This window comes from Acinetobacter sp. ABJ_C1_1, assembly GCF_044684115.1.
Classification (GTDB): Bacteria; Pseudomonadota; Gammaproteobacteria; order Pseudomonadales; family Moraxellaceae; genus Acinetobacter; species Acinetobacter nosocomialis_A.
In genome coordinates, this window is sequence record NZ_JBITPU010000004.1 from 53,944 (window position 1) to 74,146 (window position 20,203).

Below are 20,203 nucleotides of genomic sequence, written 5' to 3' on the forward strand. Positions count from 1 at the left end.
TCCTTATTATTTATCTTTATGGAGAGGTAAAAGTAATGATAGATACATCTCTACTTTTACCTCTTTCAAACACTTTTTTGAATTGACGCTATCATCAAAAAAGATATCTCAAAACGATGACATTATGAATGCTCAGTGCTTTTCGTTTTGCTTTCATTCATCCATCGATAAATCACAGGCAATAGAACCAGAGTTAATATCGTAGATGAAATAATGCCACCAATAACGACTGTTGCCAAAGGTCGTTGTACTTCTGCTCCGGTTCCTGTCGCCAAGGCCATTGGAATAAAACCAAGTGAAGCAACAAATGCTGTCATTAATACTGGACGTAATCGTAATACCGCTCCTTTCCAAGTTGCTGCATGAACATCTAAAGTTGCTCTCAGTTCTTTAATGAACGTGAGCATGACCAAACCATTCAATACTGCAACACCCGATAAAGCGATGAAACCGACCCCAGCAGACATGGAAAGTGGAATATCCCTCAACCATAAAGCCACTAATCCGCCAGATAAAGCGAAAGGAACTCCACTAAATACCAGTAAGCTGTCTTTAAAATTACTAAATACAGCCATCAGCAACACAAAGATCATGATGAGCGCCATCGGCACGACGATTTGCATTCTTGCTGTAGCAGAAGCAAGATTCTCAAACTGTCCTCCATAGCCTAACCAGTAACCGCTAGGTAGCTTTTGCTGAGCCAGTTTGCTTTGCATCTCTTGTACAAAAGACCCAAGATCACGATCACGCACATTTGCTGTCACAATGACGCGGCGCTTACCATTTTCACGACTTACTTGAGCAAGACCTAGAATATTCTCAACCTTAGCGACGTCTTGTAACTGAATTAGACCACCGTTTGGTAAGCGAATCGGTAACTGAGCTAACTGCTGAGGCGTACGCATGTTTTCCTGCAAACGAATCACAAAATCGAAACGTCTATCGCCCTGTAAAATTTGTCCTACACTCTGCCCACCGATACTCGCGGCAACAATATCCTGAATAGACTTGACTGATAAACCGTATTGGGCAGCCAATGCATGATCAACATCTACATTCAGTAATGGCAAACCGTCAGTCTGTTCAACTTTGACTTCACTGGCACCTTGAATACTACGTAGCTGTTGGGCTATTTTTTCTGCTTCCTGATTGAGGACCTGCATATCGTCCCCAAAAACTTTCACCCCAATATCACTACGTACACCTGAAATGAGCTCATTAAAACGTAGTTCAATTGGTTGTGAGAATTCACTGTTATTACCAGGAATCTGATTCACGAATTGCAGCATTCTGGCACGCAATTCATCTATTGTTTCTTTAGGGTTTGGCCATTGATCGTGTGGTTTTAATAGAACAATACCATCGGAAATATTAGGAGGCATGACATCGGTAGCAACCTCGGCTGTTCCTGTTCTTGCAAAAATGGCTTTAATTTCAGGGAAGGCTTTCAGTAACTGCTTTTCCACATTCTCCTGAATTTTAAGCGACTCCTCTATGCCTGTGCTCGGTGCACGCATGAGTTGCAACGCAAAATCACCCTCACTGAGTTGAGGCGCGAACTCACTTCCTACTCTTGTTGCAATTGCACTTGTTAAAATCAAGATGCTGACCGCTGCTGTAACAACAACATATCGGAAGGCATAAGCCTTATCGAGTAAACCTGCATAACCTTTTTTCAAGGCCATCATCCAACGGCTTTCTTTTTCCTTCACTTCACCCGTAACAAACAGAGCGACAGCTGCCGGAACAAAGGTCACAGATAAAATAATTGCTCCCAATAACGCTAGGACAACGGTCATTGCCATAGGGTGGAACATTTTTGCTTCTACGCCTGCTAAAGCAAAAATTGGTAGGTACACGACCATAATGATGATCTGACCAAATATTAATGGTCGGCGTGCCTGTTTAGCTGCGAGAAAGACCTCTGTAAAGCGTTCTGAACGCGTTAATAAGCGACCTTTTAAATGCTGTGCTTCAGCTAAACGCCGAATACAGTTTTCAACAATAACAACTGCCCCATCCACAATGATCCCGAAGTCTAAAGCGCCTAGACTCATGAGGTTGGCACTGATTTTCTGTTCTGCCATACCTGTTAAGGTAAAAAGCATTGCCAACGGGATAATACAAGCAGTGATTAAAGCAGCGCGAAAGTTTCCTAAAAAAATGAAAAGAATAACGATGACTAAAATCGCCCCTTCAATCAAATTTTTAGCTACTGTTTTAATTGCTTTATCTACAAGGTTACTCCGATCATAGACTGTTTCGATCACAACACCCTGAGGGAGTGATCTCTGAATTTCCTGAACTTTCTGATCAATCGCTTTGGCAATGGTTTTACTGTTTTCGCCCATCATCATCATGGCGATACCTAAAACAGTTTCCTGTCCATTATAGGTAGCCCCACCCGTACGCAAGTCATGACCAATCGATACTGATGCCACATCAGCAACCCGTATAGGTAAACCGTTTTTCGTGGCGACCGTAACGTTCTGAATGTCTTGTATCGACGTCAGCATACCTGGAACACGAACTGTGAGTTGCTGACCATTCTCTTCAATAAATCCGGCACCGCGGTTTTCATTGTTATTTTGAAGCGCATCTTGTAAATCGGTGAGAGGAATCTGCAACTGTTGTAACCGTGTCAGATCTGGAGAGACCACATAAGTTTTGTTGTATCCACCAATGCTATTAACCTCGGCTACCCCTTGTACGCGTTGTAACTGGGGCCGAATAATCCAGTCTTGAATTTCACGCAAGTCCATCGCGCTATAGGCTGAACCATCTGCTTTTTTAGCATTTGGTTCCGCTTTTACCACCCATTGATAAATCTCACCGAGTCCAGTTGAAATTGGAGACATTTGCGGATCAATACTATCGGGTAAAGCACTCTTAGCTTCTTGTAAACGCTGGTTAATTAACTGTCTTGCCCAATAAATATCTGTGCCATCTTTAAAGATAATGGTGACCTGAGAAAGACCATATCTGGAAATTGAACGAGTCTGTTCCAGATTTGGAATACCAGACATGGCATTTTCAATCGGATAAGTGATCCTTTGCTCAACTTCTGGTGCCGTAAAGCCATTGGCCTGACTATTGATTTGTACCTGTACGTTGGTGATATCCGGCACGGCATCAATTGAAAGTTTTTGATAGCTATAAATTCCGACACCAATCCAAGCCACGACAAACATCATGACCCAAATGGCGTTGTTAATTGAAAACTGAATGATTCGATCAAACAAACCTTCAGCCTTTGGCAAATCAGGTTTATTAATGTCCATGCTCAGCCTCTCCTTTTTCAAGTTCGGACTTGAGCAAGAAACTACCTTGAGTCACATATTGCTGCTTTTCGGTAATTCCTGATTTAGCCTCAACCCATTGCGCATCTGAAGAATAATTGCCTAACTCTACCGCAACAGGAGCGAAATGAATTTTGTCCTTCTCCTGTTTTGCAACAAAGACCACATTCTTTCCATCAATCTGTTGTACCGCTGCCTTGTTAACCCGTAATACAGTCGCTGCATTATTTTGTTTCAGTAACACGTTGACCATTAAGTTAGGACGTAATTCTTTTGAAGGTGTCAGCACCTTGGCACGAACCTGTAAACGACCAGTTTGAGTATCTGCTTCTGAAGTTAGGCTTTGCACCTGCGCTTTGAAAATATTATTCGTTTGCAGTGACTTAAATTCAATTTCCTGATTAGGCTGAATATTGGTATTTGCACTTGGTAGCACAAACTCAACCCATAACTGATCTAGTCGATCAATAACAAATAACTGTTTATCAGGACCAATTTGCTCACCAATCACAATATCTTTATTACTGATTACACCGCTTAAAGGTGCAGTCAAAACATATCGACCTTTACTTGAGCGAGTCGCTCCTAAGGCACTTAAACGGCTATTTGCTGCCTGTACCTGAATTTGTGCCTGACGATAAGCATTATAAGCACGCTGATAATCTTGACGTGCTGAAACACCTTGTTCCCACAATTGTTTTTCACGCTGATAATCTTGCTGCGCTAATGTCAGTGCTTCTTGCGCCATGCTTAAGTTAGCTTGTTGATCAACTAAATCTGGTACAAATAAAGTCGCCAGGGCCTGACCCTTTTCAACTTGTTGTCCCAGTGCAACATTTACGCTGTCTACTCGTGCAGAAAAAGTTGAAGAGACATGTGCTTGCTGGTCTGTGTTTACGACAAGTTTGGCAGGATAAGAAAGGCTCTGCTCAACTTCGCCACGTCCTACTTGCTCTAACTTCACACCATATTCAACCAGTTGCTTGGAAGTCAGGTTTAAACTTCCTTCCTCTTTTTCAGACTCACCATGGCCAGCTTCACCTTCCGCATGCCCTTCTTCACTTTTCTCGGTATTGGACTGTTTTTTTCCAGAGAAAAATAACCAAGCACTTAAAGTAAGACAGACAATCAGTAACAAAAGAGCAATAAGCCATTGGTTTTTTAATTTTTTAACTGACATTACTCTGCCCCTCCAACTGTCGGCAACTTATAGGTGTCTTGCCATAAATTTTGATTAATTTGATTTAATGCATCTCCAGACATCACCATGTTTGGATCGATTCCGAGAGCTAAACTTTCTGCCTCAATTGCTTTTTGCCAAGCAGATTTAAGGAGTTGAACTTTTTTCAAACGTTGTTCTTGTAATTGCAGGGTAGATTGCTGGACGTCAGTAATCGCAAATTTACCAACTTTAAAGCCAAGCAACATTTTCTCCTGTACCGTCTCTGATAAAGGAATCTGTTGCTCATTCATCAAGTTATATTGCTGTTTCAAACCAGCCAACTCGTACTGTAGGGTACGAATAGAATTCAAACTTTGCTTTTTATAAAAGCTTTGCTGCTGGTCAATTAAATTGAGTTTGCTTTGGGCAGCTTTCAACGCATATTGCTGGCGATTAAAAATATTTAAAGGAACCGCAATACCTACTCGTATCTGATTTTCGGTACTGCTCGTTTCTGCGGTTTTACTACGAACTATGCCCATATTTACGGTAGGCGTAGGGCGATTTTTTGCCTTTAAATAATTAATTTCAGAATTTTGTTGTATTGCTTGAAGCCGCATGGACTGTTCTAACAAATTCTGTTTTAAGTATTGATCGATATCACCTTCATTTTTTAAAGGCCACGCACTTTTTATATCTGGACGTAAGGTGAAGTTATCTTCCGTCTCACCCCATAAGTTCGCCAGTTTTCTTTTAGCACTACTCAGAGATAATTCAACTTCCTGATATAAACGCTGGTTTTCAACATGCGTCATTAAAGTCCGATCTAAATCAACCTGCGCAATACTGCCCGCCTGAAAACGTAAACGGGTCGCATCTAAAAGGTTTTTACTCGTTCTTAACTGTGCTTTGGCAACTTCATGTTCAAGCTCTAAAATCGATACTTGTGACCATAAATATTTTACTGCCAGCTTTAGCTGAGCCTCATATAAAACCTGATTTAACTCAACTTGATTTTGCTGAACACTAGCCAGTTTTTTTGCTGCGGAGCGTACACCAAAAATATCTAGTTTTTGCGAGATCCCAAGTTCTAGTTCCTGATCTTTTCCAGATTTAAAACCCGTTTGCTGTACAGAAACCGTCGGATTTTCCCATAGCTGGCTCTGTTTGATATTGCTCTCTGCAATGTCTTGTTGAGTTTGCCAAATTCCTGTTTGAGTCTGAAATTGCTTAACCTGATCAAGTACTTGCTCAAACGTTAAAACATTCTGTACGCGCTGCGGTTGAGTATTCTCAGCAAGGTTCTGATTTGAACTGGCTGCATTTGTTACGACACCAGTTGAAAGTGCAACAGCAACAACTAATGATTTAAGTACCCAAGATGTGCTCAGACTAACGAAACATTTTTCGTATAAAAAAATAGACATAAATTAACCCTATGAAATAAATAATATTTCTGGTGGGTTATTTTTCGGCTACCCCACCTATAGCAGGGTTAAAACAGGAGGAGGGTCTTGTTTAGAGATATGAGGGGACTTATAAGAATTGGACCAATAATATTGTTGTTTCGGCTCAGATGACTGTATTAACGGTGAAACAATTTTTTCTTGTGCTTCTACAATCACAACATGAAAACACGAAGGTAAATGGTCGTGATGATCGGACAAGCTTAAGGGAGCTTTATGCATAGTCCCTTCAACTTCTGTCTTTTCAGTATGGCTATGCTGTGAAGCTTCATAACTCAACGCTGCATGATGCCCAAAATGATGTAATGCTTTTTCCTGATTTTCATGGGCGCAAAATGCCGCTGCCACATTCCATAGACTTTGGAATATAAGCAAACAGAATAAGACGGACATGAAAAGTGCAGAACGTGGCAACAGCACACCATTAAACTAAAAAGTTGAACAAAGCCACTATAGCAGGCACCTAGCATGTAATAAAATTACAAAACATTGATTTATTGGTTGCATTCTTTTCACTTAAAGCTAAGCCATTTTTTATCTTCACAAAAATAATTTTTTTAAGAGTAATGTTTATGTATAAAACGTTGACCACTTGCATATTAGCCACTTGTCTTGGCTTAACCGGATGCGCAACATCTATGTTATCGACAGCCCTTCCAAGTGAGACAACTGAGGTCAAAACAACCATTTTAAAAACAGATCAAATTATTTCACTGGGACAAGCAGTGAAAAACCAGCAAGAGCAAGGTCTTGTATTTGTAGGCAAAGACTATAGTTATTTAATGACCGAAGGTAGCTCAGAGTTTTTAAGTATTATTAAAAATATTCCAGTAAATCAAAGAACTTTAATTATTTCCTCTCCTCTTATGCTTGAAATGGATGATCCCACTCATTTTCATGGTGAACTCAAATTTCAATACAACATTCCTGATTCAAAGTTGAGCGAACAAGAAAAAGAAAATTTAAAAAACTTAGGATTTAAAAATCACTTCATGGTTATGGAGCAACAAACACAACTTTTATATCCTTATGCCATTATTCGTTTTAAAGGCCAAATTTACCAAACCACTGGAACCCTAAAAGCTCAACAAACACTACCTACCCCTTATCCAATTGCCTTACAGCAAAAAGATGAAATAACAAAGAAGCATCCGTTTAAACGTGTAACACGTATGGCGCTTTATCCTTTGGCCCTGGCGTTTGATGTGGTCACGGTAGCTCCATCACTGATTTGGGCAGATTTGCATGGTGACTTTACTAAATAAAAAACTTTTTTCTTAAAATAATCAGCCAGCTCATAAGCTGGCTTTGTTTAAAGAAATTTCTTTTGTTTGATATTTATAAATTTTCTCAAGAGCTTTTTGCTCAAAATAAAATCTATTTTCTAAGTTTAAAAGCTCTCATTTCAGTCAAGAATGCCACTATTCTTATAGTAATTTCGCTAAGCGTAAAAACACGTGTAACTTTTATGTAAGCTAAAACCTCAGCATTTTTCATCCAAATGCGCTATATCACATTTACAAAATAAAACATAAGATTTCCATATAAGGGACTAGCTTAAAAGTGTGAGTCAATTCAATCAAATTGAGGAACAAGGGGAGACTATCATGGATATGAAAACAATCAAGCATGGGCTTAATCACTTGTTTGCCTTTGAAAACTTGCCAGCCGATATGCATTCACAAGCTGAGGATGAAATTGAACAAGGCTTACGCTTTGAAGAGTTAGCCGTACAAGATCATGAACGTATGCAAAATTGGCTAGATATTACCCCAAACGACCGCAATGCAATGTGGTGCTACCTCCGAGCAGCTTTAAGAGGTAACGCTGACGCTTCCTTTAAACTTGGGATTGGCTATTTAAATGGTCAATTTGGTTTAGATAAAAACTATACAGAAGCTGAAAAGTGGTTAAACAAAGCAGCAAGCCAAGGTCATCCCTATGCTGAACACTGCTTACAAGAAGCTTTTAGTAAACTTGCCTTCTAATAAAAAAACCAGCCCTTAGGCTGGTTTTTTCAATCTAGCAGTAATTAACCGCTAATTTTTTTGTATTTTTTGCGATGAGGCTGAGCGTCATCACCAAGCTTAGCACGGCGATATGCTTCAAACTCGGTATAGTTACCTGTATAGAACTCTGGTTGCTCATCTTCAAATGACAAGATGTGAGTTGCAATACGGTCAAGGAACCAACGGTCATGCGATACCACCATTACCGTACCAGGGAACACCAAAATTGCATCTTCAAGTGCACGTAAAGTTTCTACGTCCAAGTCGTTTGATGGCTCATCCAGTAAGATAACGTTTGCGCCTTGCTGTAAAATTTTTGCAAGTTGTAAACGGTTACGCTCACCACCAGACAATTCGCCTACGCGTTTCTGCTGATCTTGACCTTTGAAGTTAAAGCGACCGATATAAGCACGTGATGCAATTTCATAATCGCCCACTTTCAAGATATCTAAACCGCCAGAAACTTCTTCCCAAACTGTTTTGTTATCATCTAAAGTGTCACGAATCTGACCCACATAAGCAACTTTAACCGAATCACCAAGTGTTACAGTACCGGTGTCAGGTTTTTGCTCGCCTGTCATCATACGGAATAAAGTCGTTTTACCCGCACCGTTAGGACCTACAATACCGACAATCGCTGCTGGTGGCACCGTAAATGACAAGTTTTCGTAAAGTAAACGATCACCAAATGATTTACTGATGTTCTCTACTTCAACAACCTTGTTACCTAAACGTGGACCAGGTGGAATATAGATTTCAGAGGTCTCGTTACGCTGTTGGAACTCGCGTGAGTTAAGCTCTTCAAAACGCTCCATACGCGCTTTGTTTTTCTTTTGCTGACCTTTCGCATTTGAACGAACCCATTCAAGTTCTTTTTTCAATGCTTTAGCAAAAGATTCTTCTTGTTTCTGCTCTTGTTCTAAACGAGCATTTTTTTGCTCCAACCAAGAAGTATAGTTACCTTGGTAAGGAATACCATGCCCACGGTCAAGCTCCAAGATCCACTCGGCAACGTTATCAAGGAAATAACGGTCGTGCGTAATCGCAACGATTGTGCCTGGGAAGTCTTTTAAGAAACGCTCTAACCAAGATACAGACTCTGCATCCAAATGGTTCGTCGGTTCGTCAAGAAGTAACATGTCTGGTTTAGAGAGCAATAAACGGCAAAGTGCTACACGGCGGCGTTCACCACCTGAAAGCTTACTTACGTCTGCATCCCAAGCTGGAAGGTTCAAGGCATCTGCCGCGATTTCAAGCTGGTTGTTTAGGTTGTGCGCATCCCAAGCATGGATAATTGATTCTAATTTTTCCTGCTCTTTCGCAAGCGCATCAAAATCTGCATCTGGGTCTGCATATTCTGCAAATACCTGATCAAGACGTTCTAAAGCATCTAAAGCTTCACGTACGCCATCTTCAACGTTACCACGAACGTCTTTCGTTGGATCAAGTGGCGGCTCTTGCTCTAAATAGCCGATTTTAATTCCAGGTTGTGCACGAGCTTCACCAGAGAAATCTTTATCTACGCCAGCCATAATACGAAGCAAGGTAGATTTACCCGCACCGTTCAAACCGAGAACACCAATTTTGGCACCCGGGAAAAATGATAAAGAGATGTCTTTTAAGATTTCGCGCTTTGGCGGAACCATTTTAGACACTCGGTTCATCGTATAAATATATTGGGCCACGCAGGACTCCTCAATTGAAAAACCAATACATCGCAAGAAGCGATAAAATAATCGCGCGTATTATACGATGAAAACACTAACGACTTGAAGTTATGATTTCCATCGTACGGATTTATCAAACAATTTTCTTTTTCAATAAGTTGCAAAATGTTTATGTATAAGATTTATACAACGTTTCAGCGTATATTTTTCTATCTTTATTCCTAAAATTGGAAAACAAACCAGAATTTCTGCAATTTTCTATATAAATTTTAGGCTAGACTCGCTCAATATTTAACTCACGAAGATGAAGTAATCATGACTTATAAAGATGAAACCCTAGCCATTCACGCAGGCTACAGTCCTGAAGCAACAACAAAAGCAGTAGCTGTTCCTATTTATCAAACAACTTCTTATGCATTTGATAATACACAACACGGTGCCGACCTTTTCGATTTAAAGGTTCAGGGCAATATTTATACCCGTATTATGAACCCTACCACTGCTGTGCTTGAGCAACGCCTTGCTGCACTTGAAGGTGGTATTGGTGCATTAGCTTTGGCATCAGGAATGGCAGCCATTACTTATGCCATTCAGACCATTACCGAAGCTGGAGACAATATTGCTTCTGTCTCAACTTTATATGGTGGTACATATAACTTATTTGCCCATACGTTGCCAAAACAAGGGATTGAAGTCCGCTTTTTTGATTATCAAAAGCCTGAAAGCTTGCGTAATTTAATTGATGATAAAACTAAACTTGTTTTTGTTGAGTCAATTGGTAACCCGCTCGGCAATATCATCGATTTAGAAGCAATTGCAAAAATCGCTCACGAATATGGAGTGCCTGTCGTTGTCGATAACACGGTTGCCACTCCTGCTTTATTAAAACCATTTCAATATGGCGCCGATATCGTTATTCATTCTCTTACCAAATATATTGGTGGACACGGTAATAGCATTGGTGGCGCGATTGTCGATAGCGGTAAATTTCCTTGGGGTAAATATCCAGAGCGTTTTAAAGTTTTGAACACACCAGACCCAAGCTATCATGGAGTGAATTATGTCGAAGCATTAGGTGAGGCAGCTTATATTGCGCGAGCACGTGTAGTGCCATTACGTAATACAGGGGCTGCGATTAGCCCGCTCAGTGTTTTCTTAATTTTACAGGGTCTAGAAACGCTTAATTTACGTATCGAACGTCATACTGAAAATGCTCAGAAAGTCGCGGAATATTTGCAAAATCATCCGAAAGTAAAATGGGTCAATTACGCAGGCTTAAAAGATCACCCACAGCATCAACTTGCACAAAAATATGTAAAAGGTAAACCTTCTGCAATTTTATCTTTTGGGGTTCAAGATGGTCGTGAAGGCGGTACCCGCTTCATTGACGCGCTACAGTTATTTACCCGACTTGTGAACATCGGTGATGCGAAAAGTTTGGCTTGCCACCCTGCAACCACAACTCACCGCCAGCTCAATGAACAAGAACTTAAAGCTGCTGGTGTAAGTGAAGATATGGTTCGTCTTTCTATTGGAATTGAGCATGTTGATGACTTAATTGCCGATTTAGACCAAGCACTTTCAGCTGTATAAATTTTAAACCATTCAACAAGCCTCTGGAATATAGAGGCTTTTTTATTTTCAAGTGATTTAACCCTCAATAATAATTAATGGATTAGGGTAATAATTTAGAGTTTTTACTCTAAATAAATTGTTAAATTTCATATATTTACACACTAGACAATTTTTAAACATCTATTAAGATAGGGCAATATTTAGGAGTTCATCAGGATGAACCAACGGTTGTAAAAATAAAAATTACATACCGGAATAAATAGCCCCTGCCCCTACTTAGGTAAAATGCTGTGAATAAAAAATTAGAAGCTCTGTTCCAGGAAAAGGTACAAGGTAAAGTCATTTTAGTGACAGGCGCCTCAAGTGGAATCGGTTTAACGATTTCGAACAAACTTGCTGACGCTGGTGCGCATGTTTTACTGGTTGCCCGTACTCAAGAAACATTAGAAGAAGTTAAAGCAGATATTGAAAGCCGTGGCGGTCAGGCATCAATTTTTCCATGTGATCTTAACGACATGGAAATGATTGATCAGGTTTCTAAAGAGATTTTAGCTTCTGTTGATCATATTGATATTTTAATTAATAACGCTGGCCGCTCTATTCGTCGTGCTGTTCATGAGTCTTATGACCGTTTCCACGATTTTGAACGTACCATGCAATTGAACTACTTTGGCGCTGTACGTTTGGTTCTTAATATTTTGCCACATATGATCCAGCGTAAAGATGGGCAAATTATTAATATTAGTTCGATTGGTGTATTAGCAAATGCAACACGCTTCTCGGCTTATGTTGCCTCTAAAGCTGCGCTTGATGCATTTAGCCGTTGTCTTTCTGCCGAAGTTCATGCACATAAAATTGCGATTACATCAATTTATATGCCTTTAGTGCGTACACCAATGATTGCGCCAACCAAGATTTATAAATATGTACCAACTCTTTCACCTGAACAAGCAGCTGACTTAATTGCTTATGCAATTGTGAAGCGTCCGAAACGTATTGCAACTAACTTAGGCCGTTTGGCATCTATGACCTATTCAGTCGCGCCAGGCATCAACAACATGTTTATGTCGATTGGTTTCCGTCTGTTCCCAAGTTCTGATGCAGCAAAAGGCCAAAAAGCTGAGAAATTGAACTGGGCACAAAAAGCTTATGCACGCATTTTCCCAGGTGAACACTGGTAATTTGACATATTAAGTTGAGTTAACAAGAAAAAAGCGCTTCTGACGAAGCGCTTTTTTATTTCATGCTATTTAAGTATCTAGAAATTCAACATGTCCTGTTTTTACATCGTAAATCGCACCAATAATTGCAATCTCACCACGGTCTAGCAGGTCTTTAAGTACTGTACTGTTATTAATAATATATTGGATGTTGTAGTGAACATTCATCGCTGTCACCTGATTAATAAAAGCTTTGTTTAACTCACGCGGTTGCATAATGTCATATACACTTTCTACCGAACGCATGAGTGGGCCAAGTACATATTGAATATGCGGCATTTCTTTGACATCAGAAACTTGTTTTTGCTGTAGTCGTAGCTGACATGCACTGGTCACTGCACCACAGTCGGTATGACCTAAAACTAAAATGACTTTAGAACCTTTGGCCTGACAGGCAAACTCAAGCGAACCTAGTACTTTTTGACCTGCAATATTACCTGCAATTCTTAAACTAAATAGATCACCAATCCCTACATCAAAAATCATTTCAGTGGGTGCACGAGAGTCCATACATCCTAAAACAGCCGCAATCGGATGTTGGCCTTCATCTGCCGTGACACGAATTTGACGGTAAATATCGCGTTGTAAACGTTCATTTTTTACAAAACGTTCATTACCTTCCTTAAGTAGGGTAACCACCTGCTGCGGACTTAACTTACGCTGTAAATCTCTGGTACTAATGTAGATATCAAGAACTGCATCATCTACTTCTTCATAGTGCTGTTTAAACCCAATGAGCTTCAGATCGACCTGACGCTTAACTGCAGTTTCATTCTGATAATCTTGAATGACCTGATAAATATCGGGATCAATTGAGTCACATTGAGTGGCATCAATAATCAACTGCTGATCTTTATGAACATGCTCTAATGCAGAAATGAGCGCTGAACGATTAAGAAAAGTTACCTGTGATGGAAGCTCAATACGAGTCACAATTCCATGTAAATGCTTTTCTTTATATACGCGAACACCTTTATTGAAGTTGCCATATAAAATAAACGCGCTACTGGTAAATAGACCCACCAAAATTCCGGTTAATAAGTCTGTCAGTAAGATTGCAACAAGGGTGATAATGAAAGGTAAAAACTGTTTCCAGCCTTTTTGATACAGCTGTTTAAATAACTTTGGATGAGTCAGTTTAAAACCAGTCACAATTAAAATCGCTGCGAGCGCAGACAATGGAATCATGTTCATGAGTTGAACAAAGAATAAAACTGCTAGCAGCAATAATATGCCGTGAATGATCGTTGAATATTTACTACGTGCGCCTGTATTTGCATTTACAGAACTACGGACAATGACCGAAGTCACTGGCATTCCGCCAATTAAGCCTGAAACAATATTGCCCGCACCTTGTGCCCACAGTTCACGATTAGGTGGAGATGAACGCTTTTGAGGGTCAAGTTTATCCGCTGCTTCTAAGTTTAGTAATGTCTCTAAAGATGCCACAATCGCGAGTGTAATTGCTCCGGTATAAATTAATGGTTCAGCCAGATAGCTAAAGTCTGGAAAAACTAATACCTCTTGCGGCGCTTGTAATATGTTTGGTAGTTGAATCAAATTATTGCTTTGCACAGCCCAAGGCGAGCCAATATTCATCAAAACAAAATTTAAAACTGCTGCAATGACCACAGCAATTAAAGCCGAAGGTATGGCTAACTTTTTAAGTGGGCTGCTATCCCAAGCTAAAATTAGAAATAAACTCAGTAGCCCAATAAACGCCGCACCCGCATCGAAATGCTGAAGAAAAGTATCGGGTGTGGCAGTCCAAATTTTTCCCCATGAAAAGTCAGTCAACCCAAATAAATATGGCAGCTGCGTCACAATAAGAATAGCCCCAATAGCAGCCAATAATCCTAAAATGACGTTGTTTGGAATGAAGTTGGCAAAGAAACCCAACTTAAATATTCCAAATAAAATTTGTAAAATTCCTGCAAATACAATACACAATAAAAAGGCGGCATAATTGCCGCCTAATTGATCTAACTGTACAAGGATGACCGCAGTCAATCCTGCTGCTGGACCAGAGACACTGATGTGAGAACCACTCAGTAGGCCAACAATAATTCCACCAACAATTCCGGCAATAATGCCAGAAATGATTGGAGCGCCTGAGGCTAAGGCGATACCCAAACATAAGGGTAAGGCCACGAGAAATACGACCACTCCCGAAAGGAGATCGTTTAAATGAAATCTATTTTTCAGTTCTAAAGCCGGCATAAAAACAACCATTTATAATATAAAAAAACAATCAATTTTTAATGTAACTGCCTGAAAGTGAGGAACTTACTTCAAGGCTTTATCGATATTGTCTGACATCAGGAAAGGGTTAAAGTTGAGTTATGCTATAACGTTGTATAGTTGATTGTAGATTTCACACCGTTTTTGTTGATCTTAAGATTCACCTCATCTTTACCACTGCGATTTCTGAAAAACCGAGTTTCACACTCACTGGAACACACTCCGAAAACAATAAAAAACCTCCCGTTTGGGAGGTTTCTTTAGGTCTTCTAAAGGCTCTTATTTAGAACCTTTAATTCCTGCTTGTAGTAACAATGCACCAAAACCACCAATTTTTTGCTCTTGTGGTTTTTCTTGTTTGCTACGTTGTGGACGTTCAACCTGATCTTTACGTGGTTGTTGAGGACGCTTACCTTGCGGCTTACGCTCAGAACGCTGTTCGTTATTTTGCTCACGACGCGGTGGACGCTGTGCCTTAACAGGAGCTGCACCTTCTGCACGCATACTCAAGTTCACACGATTACGCTCAGCATCAACTTGCATCACACGCACTTGTACGATTTGACCTGGTTTTACCACTTTATGTGGGTCAGAAACGAATTCATTTGCTAATTCAGAAATATGAACTAAACCGTCTTGGTGTACGCCAATATCAACAAAGGCACCAAAATTCGTCACGTTCGTTACAACACCTTCAAGTTGCATGCCTTCAGTCAACTGAGCAACTTCGGTAATGTCTTCACGGAATTTAGCAGTACGGAATTCTGGACGTGGGTCACGACCCGGTTTTTCCAATTCTGATAAAACATCCTGAATAGTCGGCAAACCGAATTTTTCATCAACAAACTCTTCAGCTTTTACCTGACGAATAATTTCAGTATTACCAATAATGTCTTTAACAGTTGTCGCTTTTGCTGCAACAATTTTCTCGACAAGACCATAACTTTCAGGGTGAACAGCAGAAGCATCTAAAGGTTCAGAACCATTTTGGATACGTAAGAAACCAGCTGCTTGTTCAAAAGTACGCTCGCCTAAACGTGGTACGCTTTTCAACGCTTGACGGTTATCAAAACGGCCATGCTCTTTACGGTATTCAACGATTTGCTGAGCAATCGCTTTGTTTAAACCCGCAATGTAAGCCAAGATTGCTGGTGAAGCAGTATTTACATCAACACCGACAGCATTCACACAGTCTTCTACCACTGCATCAAGCGTTTTTGCCAAACCAGTTTGGTTTACGTCGTGTTGATATTGACCTACACCAATCGATTTCGGGTCAATCTTCACAAGTTCAGCAAGTGGGTCTTGTAAACGGCGCGCAATAGATACTGCGCCACGAATTGAAACATCAAGCTCTGGAAGTTCTGCTGCAGCAAGTTCACTTGCAGAGTAAACAGATGCACCTGCTTCGCTTACAGTCACACGCGTTAATTTAAGATCTGTATTTGCAGCCATCATTTCTGCAACTACAGCTTCTGTTTCACGGCTCGCAGTACCGTTACCAATCGCAATAAGCTCTACGTTATATTCACGGCATAAACGTGCAAGCTCAGCAATAGAGCCTTCTTTGTCTTCTTTAGGCGCAAATGGGTAAATCGTGCTGTGAGCAAGTACATCACCAGCATCGCTTACTACAGCCAGTTTCACACCAGTACGAATACCAGGGTCAACACCCAAAGTTGTACGGCTACCCGCTGGTGCAGATAACAATAAATGACGAAGGTTTTCAGCAAATACCTGCATTGCTTCTGCTTCGGCAGCAAGTCGTTTTTCTGTTAGTAATGAATGCTCGATTTGAGGACGAACCTTACCTAACCAGAATAATTTTGCAGTTTGCTTCAAGAAGTCTTGGCGAGCTTGTGGTTGAACTTGATCTAGGTTGTATTCAGTTTCAATACGAGCCAATGGTGCATCATCTTCGCCATCTACTTTTAAACCAAGTACGTTTTCTTGACGACCACGTAACATTGCCAATAAACGATGAGAAGGTAATTTATTTAAGCCTTCAGAGAATTCAAAGTAATCACGGAACTTTTTGCCCACTTCTTTCTTTTCTTCAGAAGCAACAGTACTTTTTAACACTGCTGTTTTTGCAAAAGTCGCTTTTAATTCTGTAGTCAGCGCAATATTTTGTGCCCAGTCATCAATTAAAATATGCTGGATCGCATCTAACTGACTTTCAACATCTGGATAGTCTTCATGGCTAAAACCAGCTAATGCTTCTGTCGGATCAATTTGTTCTGCAATAATTTTTTCGGCAATTGGCCCCAGACCCGCTTCTTTCGCCTTGAAAGACTTGCTCGTACGTTTAGGACGGTACGGCGCATAAATTTCTTCTAAAGCATTTTTTGTTTCGGCTGCATTCACCCGCGCCAACAAGTCATCATTCAATTTATTCTGTTCTTGCAATGACTGAATGACCTTTTCACGGCGCTCATATAAATCACGTAAATACGCTAAACGAGTATCTAATTGGCGTAACTGCGTATCATCTAAACCTTGTGTTACTTCTTTACGGTAACGGGCAATGAATGGAACACTGGCACCTTCGTCAATTAAGCGGATGGCAGCTTCTACTTGGTTTGGACGTACGGCAAGCTCACTTGCCAACTGCTGAACTAAGTCAGTCATCGTGTTTGATCCCACAAGGATAAAGTTTAAAAGCACTGATTATAAAGACCAAGACTATAAAATCCACACTTGTTTGCGTATTCAAAACGTTTTTTTGTATTGACTGTGAATTTTTCACATTCTTCACTTCATAAAAAGTGCTCTGTGCTACGTATTTTGGCCTTTAAACTCATATTTTACTGTTTAAAAAATCTGAAATTTATAGGACAACCCTTAAGCAAAATGAAATTTTTAATATAAATTACGAGAAAATGAACATATTGATACAGTACTAAAATGAGCAAAAATATAGTTTTTCTTATCTGTCTAAATAAATTATTAAGCTTTAATATCTAAATGGCTTATCGACCTTTTAGAAAATAAGCTTTGAAAAGTAGCGCTAATTTTTAAAATAATTTATTTGAAACAATTATTTATTAAAATTTAATCGAATAGAATTTAACAAATGAGCGAATGCTTGGTTTTTTCTTTAAGGCTTTGCTAAATTATGGGCATAAGATGTTGTTTTTTGGTTTCAAGCCCCTACGAAAATTGTAATTTTGAGCAAATTGATACATAGTCTTAACAAGAACATCGGCATTATACTGAGGGCTTGTTGGCAATAAGCCTAACCGATCCAATAATATATAAATTATGACTTTAAAAGGGAGTACATCATGAGTTTAGTTGTACCTGCTGAACATCCTGAAACCGTACATAACGAAACGGATCGTGTCGAGCGCATTTTAGTGGTCGATGACGATGTGCGTTTACGTACCCTCTTGCAACGTTTTTTGGAAGATAAAGGCTTTGTTGTAAAAACTGCCCATGATGCCTCACAAATGGATCGTTTATTACAACGTGAGTTATTTTCACTTATCGTGCTCGACTTTATGTTGCCCGTTGAAGATGGTTTAAGTATTTGTCGTCGTTTACGTCAATCAAATATTGATACACCAATTATTATGCTAACTGCACGTGGTAGTGACTCAGACCGTATTGCTGGTCTTGAAGCTGGTGCAGATGACTATCTACCAAAACCATTCAACCCAAATGAGCTTTTAGCACGTATTCGTGCAGTATTACGTCGTCAGGTTCGTGAAGTTCCGGGCGCTCCAAGCCAACAAGTTGAAGTGGTTAGCTTCGGCCCATGGTCTTTAGACTTATCTACACGTACATTAACTCGTGAAGGTCAGATTGTTACCTTAACGACGGGTGAATTTGCCGTATTAAAAGCATTGGTACAGCATCCACGTGAACCGTTAACACGCGATAAACTTATGAACTTGGCTCGTGGTCGTGAATGGGGTGCAATGGAGCGCTCAATTGACGTTCAAGTGTCTCGTCTACGTCGTTTAATTGAAGATAACCCAGCGCGCGCACGCTATATTCAAACTGTGTGGGGCGTAGGTTATGTATTTGTTCCAGATGGTGCTGAATAAGCTTGAGATAAAATAGAGTGAGTTTAGAGCCAATATCACCGCAAAGTTTTACCGACTACGTTGCGTATTCAGAGCGTAAACGGACGAGATGGGAACGTTTTCTCGACAAAATTAAGCCACGTTCTGCTGCCATGCGTACCACAATTTTGGTACTGCTGGTGGTGTTCTTTAGCCTCTTTATGTCTTTGTGGTTTTTTTGGCGAACTCTCTATTTACCTGAAATTCAACAACATGCCCGTTATCTGGCAGTTGAATTAGAACTGGTCAATAACCCTAATATTCGTATTTTTCATCGTGATAGCGAAGTTGATGTCGATACTTGGTTACGTAATCGGGTTGGTATTGAATACATAACCGATCCTAAAGAGTATCCAAGCGTTCGCGATAAAGTAATTGCCGAGATTTTTACCAACCAAGTTGAGCAAAAACTAGCCAATGAAATTGGTGCAAAAGACGTTACCGTTTACTTCCAGTTTAAACCTAGCCCACGTATATGGATTCAGACTCCTGAAATGCATGGCAACTGGGTCCGTGAGCCTTTAAAAACCTATGCAAACTATAGCCCTGAGCTATTAATTGGTTGGGTTGTGGGTGTTCCTTTAGTGTCAGCCATCATTATTTTAATTTTAGTTAGACAAATGAACCGCCCCTTGCGTCGTTTGCAAAATGCTGCCAATGAATATAGTAAGTCTGGAACTGCACCTTATTTAGATACCAACCATGGACCTCTAGAAATTCGCCAAGTTAACCAAGCCTTTAACCGCATGGTGTATACGCTTGAACAAGCCGAGCGTGAAAGACGAATCATGTTAGCGGGTATTTCACATGATCTAAGAACTCCCCTTACACGTATTCGTTTAACTGCAGAAATGCTACCTGATGAATTTCTGCGTGAAGGGTTGGTCTATGATGTAGACGATATGGATGCAATTTTGAATCAATTCATCTCATATATGCGTGATGGTTCTGATGAAGAATTAAAAGACACCAATATCAATATATTACTGCAAGAATTAATTATTCAGTTTAAACCGCTCGATATTCGTTTTGAGGTGCAAGATGTTCCGATTATTCCTGCGCGTAGTCTCTCTTTAAAACGACTGATTGCCAACCTTATTAATAACGCAAAACGTTATGGTGCAGAGCCAATCGAACTCAGTGCAAAAGTTGAAAATGAACATATTTTGATTACCGTTGCCGACCATGGGGAAGGTATTCCAGAAGATCAAATTGAAGAATTAATGCAACCATTCGTGAGAGGCGACTCTGCTAGAACCATCCAAGGAAGTGGTTTAGGTCTTGCCATTGTTAAGCGTATTGTCGACATTCACCAAGGCGAAATCCAAATTCATAACCGTGAACAAGGTGGTTTAGAGGTTGTTATTTCACTACCTATTCCAAAACCAGCGGCTGAAGAAAATACAACACCAAATCCTTTGGAAAAAATTAAACAAACTTTAAGTGAGCGCTTCTAATTTGATCAACCGATCATTTAAAGCGCTGTTTTAAAAT

13 protein-coding genes are annotated in these 20,203 nt (G+C 40.0%); 6 read left to right on the forward strand and 7 right to left on the reverse strand.

Going from position 1 to position 20,203, the window contains the following annotated elements; genetic code table 11:
* Positions 1–122 precede the first annotated feature (122 nt).
* Genes ACG59Z_RS07395 through ACG59Z_RS07410 form a run of 4 tightly spaced genes read right to left on the reverse strand, consistent with a single transcriptional unit; the run spans position 123 to position 6,341 of the window.
* Positions 123–3,281 (reverse strand): efflux RND transporter permease subunit, encoded by a 3,159-nt coding sequence (locus tag ACG59Z_RS07395; protein WP_400198679.1) that lies wholly within the window; start codon positions 3,279–3,281, stop codon positions 123–125.
* Positions 3,271–4,479, reverse strand: coding sequence for an efflux RND transporter periplasmic adaptor subunit (locus tag ACG59Z_RS07400; RefSeq protein ID WP_400198680.1), 1,209 nt, complete (start codon positions 4,477–4,479; stop codon positions 3,271–3,273). The genes ACG59Z_RS07395 and ACG59Z_RS07400 overlap by 11 nt, the downstream gene beginning before the upstream one ends.
* Positions 4,479–5,888 (reverse strand): TolC family protein, encoded by a 1,410-nt coding sequence (locus ACG59Z_RS07405; RefSeq protein WP_400198682.1) that lies wholly within the window; start codon positions 5,886–5,888, stop codon positions 4,479–4,481. The genes ACG59Z_RS07400 and ACG59Z_RS07405 overlap by 1 nt, the downstream gene beginning before the upstream one ends.
* A 57-nt stretch (positions 5,889–5,945) precedes the next feature.
* The gene (locus ACG59Z_RS07410) at positions 5,946–6,341 is read right to left on the reverse strand and encodes a cation efflux protein, CzcI-like (RefSeq protein WP_343568854.1); all 396 of its coding nucleotides are present in this window, start codon (positions 6,339–6,341) and stop codon (positions 5,946–5,948) included.
* 158 nt (positions 6,342–6,499) lie between these two features.
* Here ACG59Z_RS07410 and ACG59Z_RS07415 point away from each other — a divergent pair, with 158 nt between their 5' ends.
* A complete protein-coding gene (locus tag ACG59Z_RS07415; protein WP_400198683.1) occupies positions 6,500–7,192 on the forward strand; it encodes a hypothetical protein in 693 nt (230 codons plus the stop codon).
* 342 nt (positions 7,193–7,534) lie between these two features.
* Positions 7,535–7,915 carry a tetratricopeptide repeat protein gene (locus tag ACG59Z_RS07420; protein WP_263614751.1) on the forward strand — a complete coding sequence of 127 codons (381 nt, stop codon included), beginning with the start codon at positions 7,535–7,537 and terminating at the stop codon, positions 7,913–7,915.
* A gap of 44 nt (positions 7,916–7,959) precedes the next feature.
* Here ACG59Z_RS07420 and ettA read toward each other — a convergent pair whose 3' ends face one another.
* Positions 7,960–9,621: an energy-dependent translational throttle protein EttA gene (ettA, locus tag ACG59Z_RS07425; RefSeq protein ID WP_400198685.1), complete on the reverse strand. Its 1,662-nt coding sequence runs from the start codon at positions 9,619–9,621 to the stop codon at positions 7,960–7,962.
* A 297-nt stretch (positions 9,622–9,918) separates the two neighbouring features.
* Here ettA and ACG59Z_RS07430 point away from each other — a divergent pair, with 297 nt between their 5' ends.
* Positions 9,919–11,196: an O-acetylhomoserine aminocarboxypropyltransferase/cysteine synthase family protein gene (locus ACG59Z_RS07430; protein WP_400198687.1), complete on the forward strand. Its 1,278-nt coding sequence runs from the start codon at positions 9,919–9,921 to the stop codon at positions 11,194–11,196.
* Positions 11,197–11,468: 272 nt separating this feature from the next.
* Positions 11,469–12,359, forward strand: a complete 891-nt coding sequence (locus tag ACG59Z_RS07435) for an SDR family NAD(P)-dependent oxidoreductase (RefSeq protein ID WP_262094070.1) — start codon at positions 11,469–11,471, stop codon at positions 12,357–12,359.
* 69 nt (positions 12,360–12,428) lie between these two features.
* Here the strand turns inward: ACG59Z_RS07435 and ACG59Z_RS07440 are convergent, their stop codons facing one another.
* Both ACG59Z_RS07440 and ACG59Z_RS07445 read right to left on the reverse strand, forming a co-directional pair.
* Positions 12,429–14,618: a bifunctional SulP family inorganic anion transporter/carbonic anhydrase gene (locus ACG59Z_RS07440; protein WP_400198689.1), complete on the reverse strand. Its 2,190-nt coding sequence runs from the start codon at positions 14,616–14,618 to the stop codon at positions 12,429–12,431.
* A gap of 300 nt (positions 14,619–14,918) precedes the next feature.
* A complete protein-coding gene (locus ACG59Z_RS07445; protein ID WP_400198691.1) occupies positions 14,919–17,270 on the reverse strand; it encodes a Tex family protein in 2,352 nt (783 codons plus the stop codon).
* Between the two features lie 656 nt (positions 17,271–17,926).
* On the opposite strand from ACG59Z_RS07445, the gene ompR reads away from it, so the two are divergent.
* Together ompR and ACG59Z_RS07455 are read left to right on the forward strand one after the other, a co-directional pair.
* Positions 17,927–18,691: a two-component system response regulator OmpR gene (gene ompR, locus ACG59Z_RS07450; RefSeq protein ID WP_000060753.1), complete on the forward strand. Its 765-nt coding sequence runs from the start codon at positions 17,927–17,929 to the stop codon at positions 18,689–18,691.
* A gap of 17 nt (positions 18,692–18,708) precedes the next feature.
* A complete protein-coding gene (locus tag ACG59Z_RS07455; protein ID WP_263614755.1) occupies positions 18,709–20,166 on the forward strand; it encodes an ATP-binding protein in 1,458 nt (485 codons plus the stop codon).
* The last annotated feature ends 37 nt before the right edge of the window (positions 20,167–20,203 follow it).